A 20,246-nucleotide genomic window follows, 5' to 3' on the forward strand; every position below is an offset into this window, starting at 1 on the left:
GCGGGGAGAAGTTTACGCCGCATCGGCCAGATAGAACAGCCGTGCCACGCTGTGGTCGCGCAGCGCCTGGGCCGGCAGCTTGCCGGTCAGGGCTGCGACGACCACCGATGGATCGGGCAGGGCACTGGCATCGACGATCACCCGGGTGAAGGCCGGGCGCATGCCGCGCTTGACCTCTTCGAGCAGGTCATAGAGCAAGGCCCGCACATCGGTGCGGGTCGCGCAGGCGAGGCAATGCTGGCCATCGGGGTGACCGTGGCCGCTATTAGCCGGCAGCCGCAGCAGCACGGTGCCGGCGTCGAGGGCCAGCAGTTGTCCCGGCTCGGTCACCAAAACGACGGGGATGGGTTCCACCTTGGCCATGGCTCACTCCGCCGCCGCGATAGCCGGACCCGGAATGTAGTTCAGGATCGGGCCGAGCCAGCGTTCCACCTCGGTCACGCTCATGCCCTTGCGCGCCGCATAATCGAGCACCTGATCGCGTTCCACCTTGGCCACGCCGAAATAATAGGCCTCCGGATGGGCATAGTAGAAGCCAGACACCGACGAGCCCGGCCACATGGCATAGCTCTCGGTCAGCGTGACGCCGGCATTCTTCTCCGCATCGAGCAGGCGGAACAGGGTGGTTTTTTCGGTGTGATCGGGCTGGGCCGGATAGCCCGGCGCCGGGCGGATGCCGCGATAGGTTTCGAGCGACAGCTCGGCCGGGGTTTGCGTCTCGTCGGCTCCATAGCCCCAGAATTCACGACGCACCCGGGCATGCATCATCTCGGCCAGGGCCTCGGCAAAGCGGTCGGCCAGCGCCTTGACCAGGATGGACGAGTAGTCGTCATTCTGCTTTTCGAAGCGTTCGGCAATGGCCACTTCCTCCAGTCCGGCGGTGACCACAAAGGCGCCGAGATAATCCGGCTTGCCGCTGTCGATCGGCGCGACGAAATCGCTCAGGGCCATGTTGGGTTTGCCGTCGCGCTTGCTGAGCTGCTGGCGCAGGGTGAAGAGCGTCGCCAGTTCCTCGGCGCGGCCCTCATCGGTATAAAGCTTGATATCGTCGCCTGTCGCATTGGCCGGCCAGAAGCCGACCACGGCACGTGGCTTGAACCAGGTTTCGTCGATGATCAGCTTGAGCATGGCTTGGGCATCGGCCCAGAGCTGGCGCGCCGCCTCGCCCTGGCGCTCATCCTCGAGGATGGCCGGATAGCGGCCCTTGAGCTCCCAGGTCTGGAAGAACGGGGTCCAGTCAATGTACTCGGCCAAAGCCGCCAGGTCGAAATCCTCGAACACTTTGGTGCCGGTAAAGCTCGGCTTGGGGGGCGCATAGGCGCTCCAGTCCGGCTTGAAGGCATTGGCACGCGCCGTGGTCAGCGGCAGACGCTTCTTGTCTTCTTCGGCCCGCAGATGGGCATTGGCCGCCTTGGCATATTCGGCCTTGATGTCGGCGATGAAACTGACCTTGGTATCGGCGGACAGCAGATTGCCCACCACGCCGACGGCGCGGCTGGCGTCGTTGACATAGACGGTCTGGCCGCGTTCGTAGCGCGGGTGGATCTTGACGGCCGTATGCACGCGGCTGGTGGTCGCGCCGCCGATCAGCAGGGGTATGTCGAAGCCCTCGCGCTCCATTTCGGCAGCCACATGCACCATCTCGTCGAGCGATGGCGTGATCAGGCCGGAGAGGCCGATGATATCGACATTCTGTTCCCGAGCGGTCTGCAGGATCTTGGCCGTCGGCACCATGACGCCCAGGTCGATGATCTCGTAATTATTGCAGCTCAGCACCACGCCGACGATGTTCTTGCCGATATCGTGCACGTCGCCCTTGACCGTCGCCATCAGCACCTTGCCGGCGCTCTTGCGGCCGGTAGCATTGCCGTCGGCATTCTTCTCGGCTTCCATATAGGGCAGCAGCAAGGCCACGGCCTGCTTCATCACCCGGGCTGATTTGACCACCTGGGGCAGGAACATCTTGCCCGAGCCGAACAGGTCGCCGACAATGCTCATGCCGGCCATCAGCGGGCCCTCGATGACATGCAGCGGCCGGGCGGCCTTGAGGCGGGCCTCTTCGGTATCGGCGTCGATATATTCGGTAATGCCGTTGACCAGCGCATGGGCGATGCGGTCCTCGACGGACTTCTCGCGCCAACTCAGGTCCTTGGCGGCGGCTTCCTTGCCGCCCTTGCCGCGATAGCGCTCGGCCAGTTCGAGCAGGCGATCGGTGCCGTCGTCGCGCCGGTTGAGGATCACGTCCTCGCAGGCGTCGCGCAGCTCGGGATCGATGCTCTCATAGACCGCCAGCTGACCGGCATTGACGATGCCCATGTCCATGCCGTTCTGGATGGCATAGTACAAAAACACCGCATGCATGGCCTCGCGCACCGGCTCATTGCCGCGGAACGAGAAGCTGAGATTGGATATGCCGCCCGAAATATGCACATGGGGCAGGGTCTCGGTGATGATCCTGGTCGCCTCGATGAAGGCTACCCCGTAACCATTATGTTCCTCGATGCCGGTGGCGACGGCGAAGACATTGGGATCGAAAACAATGTCTTCGGGCGGAAAGCCGACTTCCTCGGTGAGGAGCTTATAGGCGCGGCTGCAGATTTCCACCTTGCGCTCGAGCGTGTCGGCCTGGCCCTGCTCGTCAAAGGCCATGACCACCACGGCGGCGCCATAGGCGCGCACCAGGCGGGCATATTTGAGGAAGGACTCCTCGCCTTCCTTCATCGAGATGGAATTGACCAGCGCCTTGCCCTGCACGCATTTGAGGCCTGCCTCGATCACGTCCCACTTGGACGAGTCGATCATCAGCGGCACCTTGGCGATATCGGGCTCGGCGGCGAGGAGGTTGAGATAGTCGATCATCACCTGCTGGCTGTCGATCAGGCCCTCATCCATGTTGATATCGATGATCTGGGCGCCATTGGCCACCTGGTCGCGCGCCACGTCGAGCGCGGCATGGTAATCGCCGGCGGTGATCAGCTTGCGGAAGCGGGCCGAGCCGGTGACATTGGTGCGCTCTCCGATATTGACGAAGGGGATTTCCGCGGTCAGGGTGAAGGCCTCGAGCCCGGCAAGGCGCAGCTTGCGCTCGATCTCGGGCACGATGCGGGGCTGGTATTTGCTGACCGTCTCGGCGATGGCGCGGATATGGTCGGGCGTTGAGCCACAGCAGCCGCCCACGATGTTGAGCAGGCCGTCGCTGGCGAACTGCTCGAGCTGGCTGGCCATCTGCTCGGGCGTCTCGTCATAGCCGCCGAACTCGTTGGGCAGGCCGGCATTGGGATAGGCGCAGATCAGCGTATCGGCGACCGATGACAGCTCGGCAATGTGCTCGCGCATCAGGTCGGCGCCCAGCGCGCAGTTGAGCCCGATGGTGAAGGGATTGCCGTGGCGCAGCGAATACCAGAAGGCCGTCGGCGTCTGGCCGGAGAGGGTGCGGCCGCTGAGATCGGTAATGGTGCCCGAAATCATGATCGGTACGTCGATGCCGCGCTCTTCGAACAGGCGCTGGGCGGCAAAGATGCCGGCCTTGGTGTTGAGCGTGTCGGTGATGGTCTCGAACAGCAGCAGGTCGGCGCCGGCATCGACCAGGCCGCGAATAGCCTCGCCATAGGCGATGACCAGAGCGTCAAAGGTGATGGCGCGGTGACCGGGGCTGTTGACGTCCGTCGACATGGACGAGGTCTTGTTGGTCGGCCCCAGCGCCCCGGCGACGAAGCGCCGGCGACCGTCCTCGGCCTGGGCGAGCAAGGCGGCGCGGCGCGCCACGACCACGCCCTGGAAATTGATGTCATAGACCGCGTCTTCGCAGCCATAGTCGGCCTGGGCCACCGAGGTGGCCGAAAAGGTATTGGTCTCGGCAATGTCGGCGCCGGCCATGTAATATTCGAAATGGATGTCCTCGACGGCCTTGGGCTCGGTCAGCACCAGCAGGTCATTGTTGCCCTGCAGCGGCAGCGTCCAGTCCTTGAAACGCTCACCGCGGAAATTCTCCTCGGTGAACTTGAGCCGCTGCAGCATGGTGCCCATGGCGCCGTCCAGGATCAGGATACGCTCCTGCGCGGCCTCGGCCAGCGCGGCGCGCACTTCGGTCCAGTCAGGGATAGCGGGCAGCTGCTCGGAAAGGCTCATTGCCGTTCACCTCGGTTCGTCGGTCATCACAATTGACATAAAGATATCTTTATATCCGCTTCGGCGCAAGCTTTGCCGGGCGCGGGATGCTGCACTGACAAATGGCGTGCATTCGATCCAAATGCCACGGGCGGCGATAACAATCTGTTCGCCTTAACCTCCCCTAAACCAGAAATCTGTTCTTAGCGGGCGTCGGCCGGCCAAAGCGTTACAATGGGCAGTCGCAGTTAGGTAAGCGTATGAGTATGAGTATCGTGACGACACCCTGGCGCCGTGCCCTCAATTTCGTCGCCCTGGCGGCCCTGATCGCGCCGATGATCGCTGCCTGCGGCGGCGGCGGCCTGGGTGCCACGGTCAAGCGGTCGGCGTTCAGTTCCAAGGAATATGGCGTCACCTCATCGCCGCGCGTTACCAGCAATCCCAATCCGCCCAAGGGCGGTGGCCGCTATCAGGTCGGCAAGCCCTATACCGTGCGCGGCAATGTCTACGTGCCCAAGGAAGATCCCAATTATGTCGCCAGCGGCGACGCCTCCTGGTACGGCTCGGATTTCCATGGCCGCCGCACGGCCAACGGCGAGATCTTCTCGGCCAATGCCATCACCGGCGCGCATCCGACGCTGCCGCTGCCCAGCTATGTGCGCGTGACCAATCAGGCCAATGGCCGCTCGGTGGTCGTCCGCGTCAATGACCGCGGTCCCTATATGCCCGGCCGCATCATGGACCTGTCGCATCGCGCCGCCGAAATGCTGGGCTATGTGAACAATGGCCATACCCAGATCCAGGCTGAATATGTCGGACCGGCGCCTCTCGAAGGCGACGATACCCGCATGCTGCTGGCCAGCTATTCCGGTCCCGCCGATTTCGGTGGCACGGGCAACAGCAATACCCGCTATGCCTCCAATGACGGCACCAACAGCATGGTCGACATGGCCGGCAATTTCTTTGGCAGCCTGTTCTCCTATGCCGACACGACACCCGAAGAGCAGGACCTGGCCATTGGCAGCGCCCATGCGGCGGTGACGGCCATGGCCACCCGCTCGAGCGCGCTGGACACCTGGGTGCAGTCGATGGATGCCGACGCCCGCTCGATCAAGCTGGGCCTGGGCGTGTTCTCGAACCAGGACAATGCCATTGCCCTGGCCGAGGAGTTTGCCCTGCTCGGCGCCGTCGACGAGGAACCGGTGACCGTCAACGGCAAGGCGGCCACCCGCCTGACCCTGACGCAGCTCAAGCCGGGCGTGTCGCGGGTCGATGCGCTTGATCTGGCCCGCCAACTTGGCCTGAACGACATAATTCTCTATTAGTCATGTTTGCCGGCTGTCGTGTCGGCAAACGGGGAGAACAGCGCGTGAAACGGCTCGGCACTATTCTGGCATTCCTCGTGGCGCTGACGTTTCCGGCCTGGGCGCAGGCCGAGTTCGATACCCAGGCCAAATTCGCCATTCTGATGGATCAGGAGACTGGCACGGTCATCTTCCAGAAGGATGCCGACCTGCCCATGGAACCGGCCAGCATGGCCAAGCTGATGACCATTGCCGTGGTCTTCAACGAGATCCGCACCGGCCGGGTCAGCTTTGCCGACGAGTTCTTCGTCTCCGAACATGCCTGGCGCACCGGCGGCGCGGCCTCGGGCGGCTCGACCATGTTCGCCGACCTCAACTCCAAGATCTCGGTCGAAAACCTCATCCGCTCGGTGATCATCCAGTCGGGCAATGACGCTGCCATCATCCTGGCCGAGGGCATTGCTGGCTCGGAAGGCAGCTTTGCCGCGATGATGAATGAGCTGGGGGAGGAGATCGGGCTGACCGATTCCCACTTCACCAATCCGACCGGCCTGCCGGACCCGGACATGCATGTGACCGCGCGCGATCTGGCCGATCTGGCGCGCTATCTGATCGGCGAGTTTCCGCAATATTACCACTACTTCTCCGAGCCCGAGATGGAGTGGAACGGCATCAAGCAGCCGAACCGCAATTCGCTGATCGAAATGGGCATCGGCGTCGACGGGCTCAAGACCGGTCACACCGAGGCGGCCGGCTATGGCTCGGTGATCTCGACCGAGGAGGGCGGGCGGCGCCTGATCGCCGTGGTGCATGGCCTCACCTCCATGTCGCAGCGTGCCGAAGAGGGCCGCAAGCTGATCACCTGGGGCGCCCGCGCCTTCGAACGCGTGGCGGCCTATGCCGACAATGCCGTTGTCGCCTATGCCGATGTCTATGGTGGCGAGAGCGGCAATGTCGGGCTGATCGGTAACGGCGAGATTGCGCTTTACCTGCCGCGCGGCTCGCGCAAATGCCTCAGCGCCGAGGTGCACTATACCGGGCCGCTGCTGCCACCAGTGGTGGAGGGGGAACAGGTCGCCGAATTGCAGGTCTTCTGCGATGATCGTCTGGTACAGGTGGCGCCGCTCTATGCTGCCGAAAGCGTCGAAAAGGGCGGTATCGTCCGGCAGGCCACGGACGCGCTGCGGCAACTGGCCCTTGGCTGGCTCTAGGGCGTCTCACCGTTTCACCGAAACGATGAAGACACCTTGGTTCTTTGAATTGTCGCGTTCTCGCAGCGCATCAGTGGCGACACTCTTGCTGAAAACGCTCCAGGACTCGGATACAACGCTCCCATGCTCGATGCGTCCAAAACCACCCGCGCCCGCTTCATCACCTTCGAAGGTGGCGAAGGTGTCGGCAAATCCACCCAGGTCAAGCGCCTGCTGCAGAACCTGCAGCGGCACGACATTGCGGCCGTGCGCACGCGCGAGCCGGGCGGCACGCCCAAGGCCGAGGCGATCCGCTCCTTCATCCTGCAGGGGCGCTCGGAAAGCTGGGGGGCAGGGGCCGAGGCGGTGCTGTTCGCCGCCGCGCGGCTCGATCACGTCAACCAGCTGATCGCCCCCAACCTGGCCAACGGCACCTGGGTGCTGTCCGACCGCTTCCATGATTCCACCCGCGCCTATCAGGGGCTGACTGGCGGCGTCGATGGCAAGCTGATCGACGCGCTCGAGAGCCTGGCGCTGGACGGCCATGCGCCGGACCTGACCATCATGCTCGACATGGATCCGGTGGCCGCCTTCAAGCGCGTGGCCGACCGGGCTGTCGAGGATGGCCTGGCCGTCACGGGCGACCGCTTCGAAAAGGAAGAGCTCGACTGGCATATCCGCCTGCGGGACGGGTTCCTGGCCATTGCCCGGGACAATCCGGATCGCTGCGTCGTCATTTCAGCCGCCCAGGACGAGGATGCGCTGGAAAAGGCGATCTGGACCGTGGTCAGCCAACGCTTTCCCGAACTGCTGGCAGGATCGCAGGCGTGATCGACCCCAATGCACTTGACGGCGTGATGACGCCCGAGCGGCGCCAGCGCGCTTTGGGTCACGCCGCCGCCCGTGCTGCCATTGCCAGCCAGATTGCCGACCGCCGCCTGCCCGGCGCCATCCTGCTGCATGGGCCGATGGGCATCGGCAAGGCCACCTTTGCCTTTGAACTGGCCGCCGCCATGCTGACCGCCACGGGTGACGAGGATGGGCACCGGGTCGAGGAGCAGGTCGCGGCGCTGTCGCATCCCAATATAGCCCTGCTGCGTCGCCGGCCCAAGGACGCCAAGGGCTATTACACCGTCATCCGCGTCGAGGATGTGCGCCAGCTGCGCGACAGCCTGCACCATACGCGCGGCCGGGCAGGGCACCGCGTCGCCATCATCGACAGCATTGACGACTGCAATCCGGCCGCCGCCAATGCCCTGCTCAAGACGCTCGAAGAGCCGCCGGCCGACACCACCTTCCTGCTGGTCTCGCACCGGCCGGGACAATTGCTGCCCACCATCAAGTCGCGCTGCCACAACCTGGCCCTGCGGCCGATTGCGGGTGAGCATGTCCGCGCCATCCTGCTCGAGCACGATGCGGGGCTGGCCCCGGCCGAGCTCGACCGCGCCATTGCCCTGTCCGGTGGCCGACCGCGCCGCGCTTTTGAGACGCTGGCGCTGGAGGCGGATTCGGCCCTTGGCGCGCTGCAGAGCTGGCTCGCCGATCCCGGCCATCATCCCGCTGGGGTCTCGCTGAAGCTGGCGGAAGTGCTCGGGGCGGACAGCCAGAGTCCGGAACTGTCCTTTGCCCGCGAAATGCTCGATGACTGGATGGCCGATGAGGCGCGCAGTGCCGCCATGCAGCCGGGCGCGCGGATGCGTCTTGCCTCCGCCAACGAGCTATGGGACAAGGCGCACAGCCTTTTTGCCGATGCAGACGCTATCAATCTGGACATGAAACAGACCCTCGTCGCCATCTTCGACGCGATCAGGAAGCACGTATCGACAACCATCCCCGTTTCCGCCGAGACCCTATGACCGACAAGCCCTTTTACGTCACGACCGCGATTTCCTATCCCAATGGCGTTCCCCATATCGGCCACGCCTATGAGATGATTGCGACGGACGCGATCGCCCGCTTCAAGCGGCTCGAAGGGCGCGAGGTGTATTTCCTCACCGGCACCGACGAGCATGGCATCAAGATGGTGCAGACGGCCGCCGCGCAGGGCGTGACGCCGCGCGAACTGGCCGACCGGAATGCTGCTGCCTTCAAGGCGCTGGCGGGCGCGCTCAACGTCTCCAATGACGATTTCATCCGCACCACCGAAGAGCGCCATTTCGAGTCCAGCCAGGCGATCTGGAAGAAGATGGCCGCCAACCATAATGGCGATATCTTCCAGTCGACCTACAAGGGCTGGTATTCGGTGCGCGACGAGGCCTATTTCGACGAGGAAGAGCTCAGCGAAAAGGACGGCAAGCGCTTTGCCCCGTCCGGCGCCGAGGTCGAATGGGTGGAGGAACCGACTTATTTCTTCCGCCTCTCGGCCTATCAGGACAAGCTGCTGGCGCTCTACGAGGCCAATCCCGATTTCATCGCCCCTCGGGAACGCCGCAACGAGGTCATTTCCTTCGTCAAGGGCGGCCTCAAGGACCTGTCGATCTCGCGCACCACCTTTGACTGGGGCATTCCGGTGCCGGATGCGCCGGGCCACGTGATGTATGTCTGGGTCGATGCGCTGACCAATTACATTTCGGGCCTGGGCTTTCCCGACGAGACGGCCGAGCTGTTCCGCAAATTCTGGCCAGCGGACCTGCATGTCATCGGCAAGGACATCATCCGTTTCCACACCGTCTACTGGCCCGCCTTCCTGATGAGCGCCGGCATTGAGGTGCCGCATCGCGTCTTCGCGCATGGTTTTCTCACCGTCGACGGCCAGAAGATGAGCAAGTCGCTGGGCAATGTCATCGACCCGTTTGCGCTGATCGAGGAATTCGGCGCCGATGCGCTGCGCTATTTCCTGCTGCGCGAAGTCTCCTTCGGCAATGACGGCGACTATAGCCGCGACAAGCTGGTCAACCGCGTCAATGCCGACCTTGCCAATAATCTGGGCAACCTGGCGCAGCGTTCGCTGTCGATGATCAACAAGAACTGCGACGCCAAGGTACCGGTCCTGGGCGCGCTGACCGAGGCCGATGAGGCGATCATCGCCGAAGTGGGCGCGGCCATCGACGCGGCGCAGCAGGCCATGGACGAGCAGATGGTGCATGACGCCAGCGGCGCCATTGTCGCGGCGCTGAGCTCGGCCAACAACTACTTTGCCGGCCAGGAGCCCTGGGCGCTCAAGAAGACCGATCCGGAACGTATGGCCACGGTGCTCTATGTGACGGCCGATACGGTGCGCCGCCTGACCATTCCCATGCTGGCCTTCGTGCCCGCCTCGGCGGCGCGTCTGCTTGACCAGCTGGTGGTGCCAGAGGGCGAGCGCCTGCTGGCCGATGCCAAGATAGCCAATCGCCTGGTATCCGGCACCGAATTGCCGGTGCCGCAGGGCGTGTTTGCCCGTATCGAGCGCAAGGCGGAATAGATGCTGATCGACAGCCATTGCCACCTCGATTTCGAGGCCCTGGCCAATGACATCGACGGGGTGATGGCCCGCGCCGCTGCCGCCGGGGTGACCGGCATGGTGACGATATCCACACATGTGGAAAAGTTTTCCACATACACGGCGCTGGCCGAGCGCTTCGACAATGTGTGGTGTTCGGTGGGCACGCATCCGCACCATGCGGACGAAGAGCTGCATATCACCACGGATGAACTTGTCCGGCTAAGTGCCCATCCCCGTTGCGTTGCCATCGGCGAGGCGGGCCTGGATTATTTCTATGACAATGCGCCGCGCGAGGCTCAGGCGACCGGGTTGCGCCGCCATATCGCGGCCGCGCGGATCACCGGTCTTCCACTGGTTATCCACAGCCGCAAGTGTGATGACGACATGGCGGCGATCCTGACCGAGGAAACCGGGCAGGGGGCTTTCCCCTTCCTGCTGCACTGCTTTACCGCGACGCCCGAGCTGGCGCGGACGGCGCTCGATCTGGGCGGCTATATCTCGTTTTCCGGCATCATTACCTTCAAGAATGCCGAGGAGATCCGCGAGGTCGCGCGCTTTGTGCCGGCCGACCGTTACCTGGTCGAGACCGACGCGCCTTATCTGGCGCCGATCCCGCATCGCGGGCAGTCCAATGAGCCCAGCTTTGTGCGTCATACGGCCGAGAAGGTCGCCGAGGTGCGCGGCATCAGCCTCGAACAGCTCGGCGCCGAAACCACGGGTAATTTTGCGCGCCTCTTCGCCAAGACCGGGCTGGCCTGACCATGCCGGCGGCGCAAAAGATCATCGCCACCATTCTGGGCTGCGGCTCGTCAGGCGGGGTGCCGCGCATCGGCAATGACTGGGGCATTTGCGATCCCGGCGAGCCGCGCAATCGCCGCCGCCGCTGCGCGCTGCTGATCGAGGGCTGGCGCGAGGGCAGCGACCAGCCGACCCGGGTGCTGATCGATACTGGCGTCGACCTGCGCGAGCAGTTGCTCGACGCCCAAGTCGATCGTGTCGATGCTGTGCTGTACACCCACGAACATGCCGACCATACGCATGGCATTGACGACCTGCGCGTGCTGGCGCTGCACAATCGCAGGCGCGTGGACGTCTATTTTGGCGTGGCAACGGAAACCCGGCTGCGCGAGGCTTTCGGCTATTGCTTCGAGAGCCCGCCGGGCAGCGACTATCCGCCCATCCTCAATGGCCACAGGATTGCCGCCGGCGATACCCTCGATATTGTCGGGCCGGGCGGCTCGCTGCTGATTTCGGTGTTCGAGCAGGAACACGGCAACATTACCTCGCTGGGCTTTCGCCTGGGCGGGTTCGCCTATAGCTGCGACCTGTCGGGTTTTCCGCCAGCGTCGCATGCCGCCATTTCGGGGCTAGACCTCTGGGTCATCGATGCCCTGCGGATCACTCCGCATCCGAGCCATCTCAGCCTTGCCGAAACGCTGGACTGGATCGAGCGCTTTGCGCCCCGCCAGGCGGTGCTCACCGACATGCATGTCGACCTGGACTATGCCCGGGTGGAGGCGACAACGCCGGCGCATGTGACGCCGGCGTTCGATGGCATGCGGATCGATGTGCTGACCGGGACGATCCTCAACAGGTAGCGGCAGGCTTACCGGAAGGCCGGGATCACGTGGCGGCCATAGCCGGCAATGATCTCTTCCTCGTCGCCACTGTCGAGATAGATGTTGAACTGGGTCACGCCGGCCGCCTTGAGCGCGTGCATCTTCGCGATGTGCTCCTCCGGCTCGCCCAGCACGCAGAAATTTTCCACCACATCGGGCGTGATGAAATCGAGGAACGGGTTATCCGCCTGGCCGTGTTTGGAATAGTCGTAACCGCGGCGTTTCTCGATATAGCTGGTCAGGCTTGCCGGCACCTTGTCGCTGTCGGCGCCGTATTTCTCGACGATATCGGCGACGTGATTGCCCACCATGGCGGGGAACCACTTGGTGGCCTCGATGGCGCGGGCCTTGTCGCCAAAATAGGCCGGCGCCGCCGCCATGACGCGGAAATTGGACATGTCCTTGCCGGAAGCCTTGCCGGCGTCGAGGCACTGGTCGGTGAACCATTTGCAGAGGCCCGGATCGGCCAGCTGCAGCACCACACCATCGGCATGTTCGCCGGCGGTCTTGAGGGCCAGCGGGCCATAGGCGGCAATCCAGCTGGGCATGTCATGCCCGACGGCCCAAGGAAATTTCACCGGGGCGGGGATCTCGCCATAGGAAACTTCCTCGCCGCGCACCATGGCCTGGGTCTTGGCGATGAAGTCGGCGACGCGGGCCAGGGTCGCCGGCTTCTTGCCCATGACGCGCATCGAGCTGTCGCCGCGGCCGACGGCCAGATCGAAGCGCCCGCCGCTCTGCTTGGACAGGGAGCCGAAGATGGAGGCAGCTACCGACCAGTCGCGGACGTCGGGATTGGTCACCAGCGGGCCGAAGCGCATGTGCTCGGTGTGCTCCATGCACATGGCAATGGCAGCATAGCAATCGCGCCAGAGAATGTGGGAATCATAGAACCAGCAATAGGTGAAGCCGGCATATTCTGCGGCGCGCACCAGATAGCGCGCGCGTTCGGGTTCGATGAAACCCTTGAAGGTAATGCCGAATTCCATGGAGCCCTCCGCCTGTCACTCGGTCATAAATTTGACCAGTCGATCAAAATTCTGGTTCCGCGCCGCGCCATTGTCAATTGCCTTTCGGCACCGCGCCTCATTCGGACGGCATGTCATAGGCAATCATCGGCCGGCCCGTGCCGGGATGACGCAGCAGACTGGCCTGCACACCATAGACATCATGCAGCAGAGAAGGGGTCAGCACGGCCTCCGGCGCGCCTTGCGCCACCACGCGGCCATGCTGCAGCACCACCAGTTCATCGCAGAAGGCGGCCGCCAGGTTGAGGTCATGCAGCGCCAGCAGCACTGTCGCCCCGGCGCGGGCCCGCTGTCGCAGCAGGGTCAGTATGCTGAGTTGCGCCTGCACATCGAGATGATTGGTCGGTTCATCCAGGATCAGCAGTTGCGGCTGCTGCGCCAGGGCACGGGCCACCTGCAGCCGCTGCTGTTCGCCACCGGAGAGCGTGTGATAGTGCCGCTCGGCAAAGCTGGCCATGCCCACGGCCGCCAGCGCTGCCCCAACGGCCAGATCATCGGCGGGGGAGGGGGATGCCTGCCAGATCGACTGGAAGGGGATACGACCCAAGGCGACGACCTCGCGGGCGGTCAACTGCACCTCTGCCGCGCCGCTCTGTTCGACAAAGGCGGTCAGCTGGGCCCGGACCCGTCGGTTCATCCTCGGCAGATCGGCCCCAGCAAAGGTGATGCGGCCACTTTGCAATGGCAGCAGGCCCAAAGCGGCCCGCATCAGGGTGGACTTGCCGGCGCCATTGGGGCCGATCAGTCCGGTCAGCCGGCCAGCATCGGCCCGGCAGGTGACGGCGTCCAGCAGCACCGCCGGCCCGGCGCGCACAGTGACCGCGTCGACGTCCAGCCCCACGCTCATGTCGCCCGCCGATAGCGCAGCAGGACCAGCAGAAAGATCGGCGCGCCCAGCAGCGCCGTGATGATGCCCACCGGCAGTTCGCGCGGCGCGAACAGGCTGCGCGCCGCGGTATCGGTCCAGATCATGAAGCTGGCGCCCAGCAGCATGGCCACTGGCAGCAGCAGCCGGTGGCGCGAACCGGTGCCCAGCCGCACCACATGGGGAATGATCAGGCCGACAAAGCCGATCGCCCCGCCGACGGCGACCAGCGCGCCGGTCAGCAGCGCCGTAGCGCCCAACAGCACCCAGCGTAGCCGCACGACGTCGATGCCCAGCGTCGCCGCCGCATTGTCGCCAAAGGCAAAGGCGTCGAGAGCCCGCCCGGCCAGCAGCATGGGCAGGCCGAGCAGCACCACCGTGGTGATGACGACGCCGGCATCGCCCCAGGTGGTGCCGCTCAGCGAGCCCATCAACCAGCTCAGGATTTCCCGGTAGGAATCGCCGGTGGCCGACCAGAAGATCAGGAAGGATGTTGCCGCCGCCGCCAGGGCCGACACGGCAATGCCCGCTAGGATGGCGCGCGACGGCGTGGCGCCGCCCAGCAGCCGCGTCATCAGCAGGGTCAGCGCCATGGCCGCACCGGCGCCCAAGAACGCTCCCACCGGCATCAGCAGGGCCGCGCCGGCCAGCAGGAAGGTCACGGCGCCGAAGGAGGCGCCAGACGAGAGGCCCAGCAGATAGGGATCAGCCAGCGGATTGCGGGTCAGCGCCTGCATGATGGCGCCACAGAGCGCCAGGCCTGCGCCTATGCCGGCGGCGACCAGGACGCGCGGCAGGCGCAGCTCCCAGACAATGGCATCGCGCAGCCGGGTGACGCCGGATTCCAGCGGCAGACCCAGATGCCGGGCAATGGTCTGCCAGACTTCATGCGGGGCAATGTCGGCTGGGCCGAAGGTCACGGCCAGCACAATGCTCGCCAGCAGCAGCGCCCACAGGCCAGCGCCAAGCGCGATCTGTGGGCGCGGCAGCCGCATCATTTATCGAAGGTCAGCGCCGCCAGTTGCGCCGCCATGTCCGCCGTGGCGCCGACATTGCGCACGCCGGCTTCGGAGGCGGGGAACGGCACGACCAGATAGCGCTCATGCTGCACTGCATCGAGCTGACTGGTGATCGGGTTTTCCGCCAGCAGGGTCTTTTTCTGTGCTGCCGAATTCCAGGCAGCATCGACCAGCACGATCACGTCCGGATTGGCGTCGACAATGGCTTCCCAGCTGGCCGAGATCCAGCCGTCATCGACGTCGCCCATGATATTGTCCAGGCCGAGCGCCGTCATCATCATGGCCGGGGCATTGCTGGCGGCGCCGACATAGGGCGCCTTGGTGCCCGAAGAATACCAGACCGCCGTGAGGCCGCGGCTGTCGGGTACTATGGCGTCCAGTTCTGCCTGCTGTTCGGCGATCAGTGCCTCGGCTGCCGGGGCGACGTCAAAGATCGTGCCCATTTCGACAATGTCGGCGAAGAGACCGTCAAAGCTCAGTTTCACCGGCTTGATGGACCGGCAGGCTGCCGGCGAGACATAGCTGGCAATGCCGAGTTCGGTGAGGCTGGGCCGCTCGCCGACGCCATCGGCGGCGAAATTACTCTCCCAGCCGCCATAGACGAAGTCCGGCTCGGCCTCGAGCACCACTTCCTGCGATGGCAGCTTTTCGGCCAGGACCGGAAGTGCCGCGCCCGCCGTGGCCCAGGGCTCGGGCACCGGGCCGTCCTGGAAGCCGACGCCGACAATGCGGTCGCCCAAGCCCAAAGCCAGCAGCATTTCGGTGGCGGTCGATTTGATCGTGACGACCCGTTCGGGCGCTGCGGCCAGCGTTACGGCGACGCCGCAATTATCGAGGGTGAGCGGATAGCTGGTCTGGGCCCAGGCCGGGGCCACCGACAGGGCCAGGCCGGCAAGGGCGACAAGATGGAAAGAGACACGCATGGATCAATCCTGCTGTTGTTTGACGCGTTTGGGTAAAATGTGGTCGCCGTCGCGCAGCTCGGCCAGCGCGGCGTCATAGCCAAGGCGATAGGCCTCGGCCGAGCCGAAGCGGAACATGTCTTCGTCGACCGAGCGCACCAGCGAGCGGGCGCCGGGCGTGGGCTTGTCGGTGACGAGGCGCGCCAGGCCGCGCACCACGGCCACCGGGATGCCGCTGACCTTGCCCTTGACCAGGTCGGCAGCCCCGGCCAGTTCATCGGCCAGTACGGTGATGGTCACCTGCAGCGGCCTGCCATTGGCGTCGACGCCGCCGCGCATGTCGTCGGTGACGACGACGCCGGCCGCGCCGATCGCGACATCGGTCTGGCCGACGCGCCAGGGCCGCCCCAGCGTATCGGTGATGATGATACCCAGGCGCAGGCCAAGCCGCGCCTGCAGGCCATCACACAGCGCCTGCGCCGAGGCATCGGGATCGACCGGCAGCCGCAGCGCCACGCCTTCAGGCACATTGGAGGTATCGATGCCGGCAGCCGCCATGATCAGGCCGTGCCGGGTCTCGACGATCTGCGTCACGCCACCCGGATGCACCCGCTCGGCCACGACACGCACGGTTTCCTGGGCAATCATCTGCTCGCGCTGGCTGGCGGGAAACTGCTGACCTTCGGCCTTGGAGACGATCTTGCTGGTGACGACGAGAATGTCGCCATTCCGCAGCGCCGCTTCGGGGTCATCGACAGCCTGTGCCGTAACCGCGTCGATGATCAGCGCCACCAGATCGTCGCCGGCGGCGACTTCGGGCAGTCCCGGAATACCCCACACACTATATCGCGGTACATGCATGGCTTACGTCCGTATCAGGGGAGGGGGCTAGTGCCCGGTCGGCGCCAGGGCCCGCAGGCGCGGCAGGATTTCCTGGGCATAAAGCGCGAGGAAGCGGCTCTGGTCATCGCCCGGGGCGTGGAACACCAGGTGGTCAAAGCCATAATCCATGTAAGTCTTGATCGCGGCGACATGCTCCTCGGGATCGCTTGAGACGATCCAGCGCTTGGCGATGCGCTCGATCGGCAGCTGCGCCGCCAGCCGTTCCATTTCGGCCGGATCCTCGATGGAGTGCTTTTCCTCGGCGCTCAACGACAAAGCGGCCCAGCCGCGGGTATTGTTCAGCGCGGCTTCCGGGTCGGTATCGAACGAGACTTTCACCTCGATCATGCGCTCGAACGGCTTGTCCTTGAGCGCGGATTCTTCGCGGCCGAGCGCCACATTGGGCAGCAATTGGTCGACATAAAGCTCGGCGCCTTTGCCCGACGTGCAGATGAAGCCATCGCCGGCGCGGCCGGCATATTTGGCGTTGAGCGGTCCGCCGGCGGCCAGATAGATCGGCACCATGTCGTCGGGCTTGTCATAGATGGTGGCGTTCTGCGTCTTGTAGAATTCGCCGTCAAAGCTGACGCGATCCTCGCTCCAGAGCTGACGGATGAGCGCCACGGCCTCGCGCAGCCGCGCCGAGCGTTCCTTGAGTTCGGGCCAGACCATGCCGGTGGATGGCACTTCGTTGAGCGATTCCCCGGTGCCGACACCCAGGATAACGCGACCGGGAAACATCGATCCCAGCGTACCAAAGGCATGCGCCACCACCGATGGATGCAGGCGGAAAGTCGGTGTCAGCACGGACGTGCCCAGCACGACGCGGTCGGTCTTGGCCAGCACAGCGGCCATCCAGGCCGGCGCGAAGGGCGCATGGCCGTCGGTATGCTTCCAAGGCTGGAAATGATCGCTGACAAAGACCGAGTCGAAACCGGCCTGCTCGGCCTCGATGGCAAATTTGAGCAGATTATTGGGTGAAAACTGTTCGGCCGAAGCCTTGTAGCCAAAGCGCACGTCTTCCTCCAAAGTCAGTGACAGGCTGGTCAGTGCGGTGAGTTTTGACCAAACGGTCAAATCTGTCCATCGGAATCGTATCGACGTCGCAAAGTGCCTGAAAGTCGATGTGGCGTCAGGCTTTGTCGGGCTTGAGAGCGACGGCACTGTCCGGTTCCGGCATGGAGTTCAGCCAGCGTGGTCAAGGATGTCGCCATGGGATGGGAAGCGTTGCAGCACTGGGGGCATGACGCGGTGCGTGTGGCCCGACTCACGGGTGGCGTGGCCAATGACGTCTGGACTGTGCGCGTAAATGGCCAGCTGGCTGTGGGTCGGCTTGGCAGCCGCGATGCTGCCGATCTGGCTTGGGAGGTGGCGCTGCTGCAGCATCTGGACCGCGCTGGTCTAAGCGTGCCCGTGCCGATCCCGACTCGGGATGGACATCTGTTCGTGGATGGTCTGGTGGTGATGAGCTTTGTCGAAGGTGGACCGCCAGAGACGGCAAGTGACTGGGGCCGGGTAGCCGAAACGCTGCGCCAATTGCACGCGTTGACCCAAGGCTGGCCGCAACGACCGGGCTGGCGCTCATCGATTGATCTCCTCGAGACCGATACCGGGACAAGGATCGATCTGGGCGCGATGCCGACAGACGGCGTGGCACGATGCCGAGCCGCCTGGTCACGGCTGGCCGGTCATCCGACCAGCGTCGTGCATGGCGATCCCAACCCGCGCAATATCCTGATGACCAGGAACCGGGTCGCGTTGATCGACTGGGATGAGGCGCATGTCGATATTTCCGACCTGGACCTGGTGCTGCCGCAAAATGCGGCGGGCCTGGAGGAAGACGCGCATGACCGCGCGGCCCAGGCCTCGGCTGCATGGGAGGCTGCCGTGTGCTGGAAAGACGACTATGCCGTGCAGCGGCTCGCTGAAGTTCGTGCTGTCGGCGCTGATGGCGACCTGTGACAAGGCGGAGCAGCCAAAACCCAGCTTTTCCGCCTGTTTCACATGTCCGATAGTTCCATAATATATATTATGCGAAATACGGATGTGGTGATAATGGCGCTGGGGAACGCCCGTTTCCGCCTGCATCAGGCCGAGATGTCGGCCGCTGCCCCCACTGCACTGTGAGACGTGAACTGGGCGATCAGCCGCATGATCAGAGAATGCGACAGGTTGGCCGTGCTCACCTTCTCTGCCTGCGCCTCTGCCGTTTGCGGTTCGCCCGCATCCGGTGCTGTACCGTCGTCGGCATCCGCATTTTTGGCGATCGCCGCCATCCGGTCGCGCATGGCGGCAAATTCGGTCTTCTGCGCATCGGTGAGCTCAACGGCTTTGAGGCCTGACATGTCGATACGCTGGGCGATAGCGATGTCGTCCATGGTCAGCGCGTTGCGATCGGCACCGGCCCGGATCATCACCGCGGTGTTGGGCGGCGCGCCACTATCGAGCGTTTTGGCCAGGTTCAGCACGCGGTCAGCTTCGACCTCATCACCGCTCAGCACGCCATTGCCATCGGCATCGACGCGGGTGAAATAGGCCTGCTTGAGCGTGTCGGACTTCTCCTTGCGCTGCTCGGCGCTGAGATTGCGCAGGTCGCGTACATCCTGCAGGCTCAGCAGCTGTCCAATAGTGTTGTCCGATACCAGCTTGTTGGGCCATTCCGTGGTCGATAGCGCGCCGTCGGCATCGGTGTCATTGGCCGCCAGAATGGCGCCGATCTTGGCTCCCTGTCCGACACTGTCCAGCAGCGCCGACAGTTCGGCGCCGGAAACCGCGCTGTCCTTGTCCTTGTCCACCAGTGCAAACAGCCGGTTCAGCAGCCCTGCCCCGGCGCCACTGCTCGATCCCACATTTGTCATGCCCATCGCTCCCATGGCCAGCACTGCGCGTCACCATGCAAGAGCCGGGCCAAATCGAAACGGCGGAAAATCGGGCATTTATCCATGCAGGTGAGACGGTTAGCGCCGCCCATCGGCAGGTCTTGCCGCCTGTGGCCGGCAAGATTGTCTTCATCGCCGTCGCAAACCGGCTAGATTGGCGGGCGACGAATCCCTTTGTGCGAAAGTCAGTCCATGCAGCCCTCCCGCGAGATTTCCCGCCTCATCGAGATCATGGCCGCCTTGCGCAATCCCGATGGCGGCTGCCCCTGGGATCTGGAGCAGGACTTTGCCTCCATCCGCCACTATACGATCGAGGAGGCCTATGAGGTTGCCGACGCCATCGAGCGCAATGATATGGGCGACCTGCGCGAGGAACTGGGCGATCTGCTGCTGCAGCCGATTTACCACGCGCAGATGGCCAGCGAGGCCGGCCATTTCGACATTGGCGACGTGATCTTCGGCATTACCCAGAAGCTGATCCGCCGGCATCCGCATGTCTTTGGCGAAGATGCGGCCCAGAATGCAGAGATGGCCAAGGGCCGTTGGGAGGCCATCAAGGTCGAGGAACGCGCCGCCAAGGCCGCCCGCAAGGGTGACACCACCCCGTCCCTGCTCGACGATGTGCCCCAAGTGCTGCCGGCGCTGGCCCGGGCAGAAAAGCTGACCAAGCGCGCCGCCAAGGTCGGCTTCGACTGGCCCGATCTTGCCTCGGTAGCAGCCAAAGTGGAGGAAGAACTGGCCGAGGTGGCCGAGGCCCATGCCAGCGGCGACAAGGCCGCCGTGCATGAGGAAATCGGCGATCTGCTGTTTGCCGTGGCCAATCTGGCGCGCAAGGCCGGTGTCGATGCCGAAGGCGCGTTGCGCGACGCCAACCTCAAGTTTACCCGCCGCTTCCACCATGTCGAGGCGCGTTGCCGCGAAGACGGCATTGCGGCGGCCGAGGCTGGCCTCGACCGGCTGGATGGCTACTGGAACGAGATCCGTGCTGCCGACAAGGCCTGACCGCCGTTAGCATCAACGGCCAAGC

At 64.3% G+C, this 20,246-nt stretch carries 18 protein-coding genes; 9 read left to right on the forward strand and 9 right to left on the reverse strand.

Annotated features, from left to right (window positions below):
• Window positions 1-12: 12 nt before the first annotated feature.
• Complete coding sequence (locus GDR53_RS18830) at window positions 13-363, reverse strand: hypothetical protein (RefSeq protein ID WP_193335948.1); 351 nt, start codon at window positions 361-363, stop codon at window positions 13-15.
• 3 nt (window positions 364-366) lie between these two features.
• Complete coding sequence (gene metH / locus GDR53_RS18835) at window positions 367-4,128, reverse strand: methionine synthase (protein ID WP_193335949.1); 3,762 nt, start codon at window positions 4,126-4,128, stop codon at window positions 367-369.
• Window positions 4,129-4,367: 239 nt separating this feature from the next.
• Between metH and GDR53_RS19895 the strand changes: the two genes are divergently transcribed.
• The 7 genes from GDR53_RS19895 to GDR53_RS18870 all read left to right on the forward strand — a co-directional run bounded on the left by GDR53_RS19895 (window position 4,368) and on the right by GDR53_RS18870 (window position 11,623).
• Window positions 4,368-5,432: a septal ring lytic transglycosylase RlpA family protein gene (locus GDR53_RS19895; protein WP_269802199.1), complete on the forward strand. Its 1,065-nt coding sequence runs from the start codon at window positions 4,368-4,370 to the stop codon at window positions 5,430-5,432.
• Between the two features lie 44 nt (window positions 5,433-5,476).
• Window positions 5,477-6,622, forward strand: a complete 1,146-nt coding sequence (locus GDR53_RS18845; protein ID WP_232846673.1) for a D-alanyl-D-alanine carboxypeptidase family protein — start codon at window positions 5,477-5,479, stop codon at window positions 6,620-6,622.
• Window positions 6,623-6,745: 123 nt separating this feature from the next.
• Complete coding sequence (gene tmk, locus GDR53_RS18850) at window positions 6,746-7,432, forward strand: dTMP kinase (RefSeq protein ID WP_193335951.1); 687 nt, start codon at window positions 6,746-6,748, stop codon at window positions 7,430-7,432.
• A complete protein-coding gene (locus GDR53_RS18855; RefSeq protein WP_193335952.1) occupies window positions 7,429-8,457 on the forward strand; it encodes an AAA family ATPase in 1,029 nt (342 codons plus the stop codon). Before tmk ends, GDR53_RS18855 begins: the two co-directional genes overlap by 4 nt.
• On the forward strand, window positions 8,454-10,004 hold the full coding sequence (gene metG, locus GDR53_RS18860; RefSeq protein ID WP_193335953.1) for a methionine--tRNA ligase: 1,551 nt from the start codon (window positions 8,454-8,456) through the stop codon (window positions 10,002-10,004). Before GDR53_RS18855 ends, metG begins: the two co-directional genes overlap by 4 nt.
• The gene (locus GDR53_RS18865; protein ID WP_193335954.1) at window positions 10,005-10,784 is read left to right on the forward strand and encodes a TatD family hydrolase; all 780 of its coding nucleotides are present in this window, start codon (window positions 10,005-10,007) and stop codon (window positions 10,782-10,784) included. It begins immediately after the preceding gene.
• Between the two features lie 2 nt (window positions 10,785-10,786).
• The gene (locus GDR53_RS18870; RefSeq protein ID WP_193335955.1) at window positions 10,787-11,623 is read left to right on the forward strand and encodes an MBL fold metallo-hydrolase; all 837 of its coding nucleotides are present in this window, start codon (window positions 10,787-10,789) and stop codon (window positions 11,621-11,623) included.
• Window positions 11,624-11,631: 8 nt separating this feature from the next.
• On the opposite strand, the gene GDR53_RS18875 is transcribed toward GDR53_RS18870, so the two are convergent.
• The 6 genes from GDR53_RS18875 to fgd form a co-directional block, all read right to left on the reverse strand.
• Window positions 11,632-12,633 (reverse strand): TIGR03842 family LLM class F420-dependent oxidoreductase, encoded by a 1,002-nt coding sequence (locus GDR53_RS18875; protein ID WP_193335956.1) that lies wholly within the window; start codon window positions 12,631-12,633, stop codon window positions 11,632-11,634.
• A gap of 97 nt (window positions 12,634-12,730) precedes the next feature.
• Window positions 12,731-13,519, reverse strand: a complete 789-nt coding sequence (locus GDR53_RS18880; protein ID WP_193335957.1) for an ABC transporter ATP-binding protein — start codon at window positions 13,517-13,519, stop codon at window positions 12,731-12,733.
• Complete coding sequence (locus GDR53_RS18885) at window positions 13,516-14,532, reverse strand: putative F420-0 ABC transporter permease subunit (RefSeq protein WP_232846674.1); 1,017 nt, start codon at window positions 14,530-14,532, stop codon at window positions 13,516-13,518. The genes GDR53_RS18880 and GDR53_RS18885 overlap by 4 nt, the downstream gene beginning before the upstream one ends.
• Window positions 14,532-15,479, reverse strand: a complete 948-nt coding sequence (locus GDR53_RS18890; protein ID WP_193335959.1) for a putative F420-0 ABC transporter substrate-binding protein — start codon at window positions 15,477-15,479, stop codon at window positions 14,532-14,534. Before GDR53_RS18890 ends, GDR53_RS18885 begins: the two co-directional genes overlap by 1 nt.
• Window positions 15,480-15,482: 3 nt before the next feature.
• Window positions 15,483-16,319: a coenzyme F420-0:L-glutamate ligase gene (cofE, locus tag GDR53_RS18895; protein ID WP_193335960.1), complete on the reverse strand. Its 837-nt coding sequence runs from the start codon at window positions 16,317-16,319 to the stop codon at window positions 15,483-15,485.
• Between the two features lie 27 nt (window positions 16,320-16,346).
• Complete coding sequence (fgd, locus tag GDR53_RS18900) at window positions 16,347-17,417, reverse strand: glucose-6-phosphate dehydrogenase (coenzyme-F420) (RefSeq protein WP_232846675.1); 1,071 nt, start codon at window positions 17,415-17,417, stop codon at window positions 16,347-16,349.
• A gap of 135 nt (window positions 17,418-17,552) precedes the next feature.
• Between fgd and GDR53_RS18905 the strand changes: the two genes are divergently transcribed.
• A complete protein-coding gene (locus GDR53_RS18905) occupies window positions 17,553-18,302 on the forward strand; it encodes a phosphotransferase enzyme family protein (RefSeq protein WP_193338171.1) in 750 nt (249 codons plus the stop codon).
• Window positions 18,303-18,427: 125 nt separating this feature from the next.
• Here the strand turns inward: GDR53_RS18905 and GDR53_RS18910 are convergent, their stop codons facing one another.
• On the reverse strand, window positions 18,428-19,198 hold the full coding sequence (locus tag GDR53_RS18910; RefSeq protein ID WP_193335961.1) for a hypothetical protein: 771 nt from the start codon (window positions 19,196-19,198) through the stop codon (window positions 18,428-18,430).
• A gap of 213 nt (window positions 19,199-19,411) precedes the next feature.
• On the opposite strand from GDR53_RS18910, the gene mazG reads away from it, so the two are divergent.
• Window positions 19,412-20,221 carry a nucleoside triphosphate pyrophosphohydrolase gene (gene mazG / locus GDR53_RS18915; RefSeq protein ID WP_193335962.1) on the forward strand — a complete coding sequence of 270 codons (810 nt, stop codon included), beginning with the start codon at window positions 19,412-19,414 and terminating at the stop codon, window positions 20,219-20,221.
• Window positions 20,222-20,246: the final 25 nt, after the last annotated feature.

The organism is Devosia beringensis (assembly GCF_014926585.1).
GTDB classification, from domain to species: Bacteria; Pseudomonadota; Alphaproteobacteria; order Rhizobiales; family Devosiaceae; genus Devosia; species Devosia beringensis.

Coding starts and splice junctions, on each gene's coding strand:
- GDR53_RS18830 (WP_193335948.1), bottom strand. CDS start 363: ATGGCCAAGGTGGAACCCATCCCCGTCGTTTTGGTGACCGAGCCGGGA.
- metH (WP_193335949.1), bottom strand. CDS start 4,128: ATGAGCCTTTCCGAGCAGCTGCCCGCTATCCCTGACTGGACCGAAGTG.
- GDR53_RS19895 (WP_269802199.1), top strand. CDS start 4,368: ATGAGTATGAGTATCGTGACGACACCCTGGCGCCGTGCCCTCAATTTC.
- tmk (WP_193335951.1), top strand. CDS start 6,746: ATGCTCGATGCGTCCAAAACCACCCGCGCCCGCTTCATCACCTTCGAA.
- metG (WP_193335953.1), top strand. CDS start 8,454: ATGACCGACAAGCCCTTTTACGTCACGACCGCGATTTCCTATCCCAAT.
- GDR53_RS18865 (WP_193335954.1), top strand. CDS start 10,005: ATGCTGATCGACAGCCATTGCCACCTCGATTTCGAGGCCCTGGCCAAT.
- GDR53_RS18870 (WP_193335955.1), top strand. CDS start 10,787: ATGCCGGCGGCGCAAAAGATCATCGCCACCATTCTGGGCTGCGGCTCG.
- GDR53_RS18875 (WP_193335956.1), bottom strand. CDS start 12,633: ATGGAATTCGGCATTACCTTCAAGGGTTTCATCGAACCCGAACGCGCG.
- GDR53_RS18880 (WP_193335957.1), bottom strand. CDS start 13,519: ATGAGCGTGGGGCTGGACGTCGACGCGGTCACTGTGCGCGCCGGGCCG.
- GDR53_RS18885 (WP_232846674.1), bottom strand. CDS start 14,532: ATGCGGCTGCCGCGCCCACAGATCGCGCTTGGCGCTGGCCTGTGGGCG.
- GDR53_RS18890 (WP_193335959.1), bottom strand. CDS start 15,479: ATGCGTGTCTCTTTCCATCTTGTCGCCCTTGCCGGCCTGGCCCTGTCG.
- cofE (WP_193335960.1), bottom strand. CDS start 16,319: ATGCATGTACCGCGATATAGTGTGTGGGGTATTCCGGGACTGCCCGAA.
- GDR53_RS18905 (WP_193338171.1), top strand. CDS start 17,553: ATGGGATGGGAAGCGTTGCAGCACTGGGGGCATGACGCGGTGCGTGTG.
- GDR53_RS18910 (WP_193335961.1), bottom strand. CDS start 19,198: ATGACAAATGTGGGATCGAGCAGTGGCGCCGGGGCAGGGCTGCTGAAC.
- mazG (WP_193335962.1), top strand. CDS start 19,412: ATGCAGCCCTCCCGCGAGATTTCCCGCCTCATCGAGATCATGGCCGCC.